This is a genomic window from Psychrobacillus sp. (assembly GCF_056205495.1).
In genome coordinates this window covers 1-2,225 of record NZ_JBAEAP010000360.1, presented here as the reverse complement: position 1 = coordinate 2,225, position 2,225 = coordinate 1, and the positions used below count along the sequence as shown (strand labels likewise).

Genomic DNA, 2,225 nt, shown 5'->3' with positions numbered 1-2,225 from the left:
TATCAAATGCTGTGAGAGAAAGTGCGAATGAGCCGATGACTTTCGTCGTAGAACGAGATGGTATGACGGAAGAATTGATGATTACCCCAATAGAAGTATCTACAAAAGAAGGGAAAGTCACACAAATCGGCGTCATGTATTCGAGTCCTTTAGAGAAAAATCCAATCGGAGCAATAGCCTTTGGAGCTGAACAAACCTATGAGATGACGAAACAAATATTTACTATTTTAGGTACATTAATAACTGGATCGTTTAGTATAGATGACTTGTCTGGTCCTGTTGGAATATATCAAGCAACTGATACAGTAGCACAATTAGGCGTATTTAAGTTAATGCATTGGGCTGCACTGTTAAGTATAAACTTAGGGATTATGAACTTGTTGCCATTACCTGCCTTGGATGGTGGTAGATTATTGTTCTTCCTATTTGAAGCAGTAAGAGGAAAACCAATTGATAAACAGAAGGAAGGAATGGTTCATTTTGTCGGAATCATGCTTCTAATGGTATTGATGGTAGTAGTTACCTGGAATGATATACAACGATTCTTCCTGTAGAGTAACTTGGTGAATACTGGGCAATCTTTTTGTTTATAGATTTGATAGAATATGTTAGAGGGGGAGTTCGAGTAGCTGAACTTCCTTTCTTTTTCTGTTAATTGTTCAGTTTTATTTATAATTATGTTTAATATGCTAAAGTAGAGTTGATTTCCGCTTTTGACAGAGGCTTATTGCGGGGCGTATCACCCCAGCTATCTTTAATATTTATGATGGCTGATAGAGTCATCTTCTATGGATACAATCTCATTCAAAATACCAGATAAAATATATAGAATAACTTTTAAAATAAGGGGGGATAGGTAATATGCAAGATGGCAAAATGAGAATGCATCTATTGTTGCAACAGCTAGAGTTGACCGAAGACACTGTTGTTAAGCATTTCGAAAATGCTTCTATTACAAGATTTACAGTTCATAAAAAACAAAGACAATGGCATTTTCAAATCAATATAGCTGCCGTTCTTCCTATCGATGTCTATAACCAATTCCAATCAAGACTAGAAGAAAAATTTCAAGGGATTGCTACAATATATTTAGAAATCAATTGTGAGCATCCAGAAGTAACAGAATCGCTCATAAAAGCTTATTGGACAAGTGTACTTAAAGAATTGAGCGACATGGCTCCTCCTTTAAAAGATTGTCTACTTGGTCAAGAGCCAGAGTGGAACGGCCAGATGATTCAGCTGACATGCGGACAAGAATTACAACAACGTACTTTTAAAAAGAAATATATTGATCAAATTGCAAGTGTATATGAGAGCTTTGGTTTTCCTAAACTTGCGATAGATTTTAAGTTAGTCGAGGACACAGAAGCTTTAGCTGAAGCACAGGTAGCCTTTTTAGAACAACGAAGAATGGAAGAAGAGCAACTTGGGAAAAAGGCTTTAGAAGATATGCAAAAGAGAGACTCTCGTCAGGATAGTGGTGAAGCCAGTGAGGATGGTCCATTCCAGCTAGGTACTCCACTGAAAAAAGAAGAGGCAAGTGTGGAGATACGTTCTATCCAAGATGAAGAGCGTCGTGTAACGATCGAAGGCTTTGTGTTTGATGTCGAGGTGAAAGAGCTGAGAAGTGGTAGATCTCTATTGACGGCTAAGGTCACTGACTACACAGATTCTATTCTTGTAAAAATGTTCTCTCGCGACAAAGAAGACGCTGGAATGATGGAGCGCCTTAAAAAAGGAATGTGGATAAAGGTAAGAGGATCAGTTCAAAACGATACATTTGTGCGTGATTTAATCATTATGGCTCAAGATATGTGTGAGATTAACCCTGTACTACGATACGATACTGCAAAAGAAAAAAGAGTCGAGTTACATATGCACACTCCGATGAGTCAAATGGATGCAGTTTCTTCTGTATCAGCATTAGTTTCTCAAGCAGCAAAGTGGGGCCACCAGGCAGTAGCCATAACGGACCATGCGAATGTGCAGTCATTTCCGGAAGCTTATGCTGCAGGTAAGAAGAATGGCATTAAAATTTTATATGGACTAGAAGCTAATCTAATTCATGACGGGGTGCCAATAGCTTATGATGAGTTGCATATCCCGCTTGAGGATGCAATTTATATAGTTTTTGACGTAGAAACAACCGGTTTATCCGCCACATATGACAAAATCATTGAGCTTGCTGCAGTTAAAATGCAAAATGGCAATATTATAGATAAGTT

Annotated in this window: 2 protein-coding genes; both read left to right on the top strand. The window is 38.0% G+C overall.

Features of this window, described 5'->3' with window-relative positions; translation table 11 throughout:
- The coding region (gene rseP / locus AC06OU_RS10830; protein WP_475855725.1) for an RIP metalloprotease RseP at nucleotides 1-554 on the top strand (554 nt) is incomplete at its 5' end.
- Nucleotides 555-861: 307 nt separating this feature from the next.
- Nucleotides 862-2,225, top strand: a 1,364-nt coding sequence (locus tag AC06OU_RS10825; protein WP_475855723.1) for a PolC-type DNA polymerase III N-terminal domain-containing protein, incomplete at its 3' end; no start/stop codon positions are given.